At 64.4% G+C, this 570-nt stretch carries 1 protein-coding gene; it reads right to left on the bottom strand.

The annotated features are described in order from the left end of the window. A partial coding sequence (locus KW824_RS20605; protein ID WP_218410880.1) for a cadherin repeat domain-containing protein occupies positions 1-570 on the bottom strand: 570 nt, incomplete at both ends.

Raw genomic sequence — 570 nt, 5'->3', positions numbered from 1 at the left:
GTGACATCGAACTCGTCGACATCGTTGATGGCGATGGTGAAGGTCTGCGCCTGGCTGGAGCCATCGGCACTGGTGGCGGTGACCTCGATATTCACGCTGGCACCGAGGGCTTCACGGTCGATGGCGGTGGCGACGGTGACCACACCGGTGGCGGGATCGATGGCAAACAGGCCGCCGGGATTGCCGGACAGGCTGTAGGTGATGGTATTGATGGTGGCGTCGGCGTCGCTGGCAAAGGCGGTGATGCCGACCAGGGAGCCGATGGCGATGTTCTCGTCGACGGCATTGGCGGCGGCGTTGGTGTCGGTCGGGGTAGTGACATCGAACTCGTCGACATCGTTGATGGCGATGGTGAAGGTCTGCGCCTGGCTGGAGCCATCGGCACTGGTGGCGGTGACCTCGATATTCACGCTGGCACCGAGGGCTTCACGGTCGATGGCGGTGGCGACGGTGACCACACCGGTGGCGGGATCGATGGCAAACAGGCCGCCGGGATTGCCGGACAGGCTGTAGGTGACGGCATTGATGGTGGCGTCTGCGTCGCTGGCAAAGGCGGTGATGCCGACCAGG

Source organism: Aeromonas sp. sif0611, assembly GCF_019218845.1.
Lineage (GTDB): Bacteria > Pseudomonadota > Gammaproteobacteria > Enterobacterales > Aeromonadaceae > Aeromonas > Aeromonas media.
Note: the sequence above shows the minus strand (reverse complement) of the source record. Positions and strands in the feature narration are given on the sequence as shown.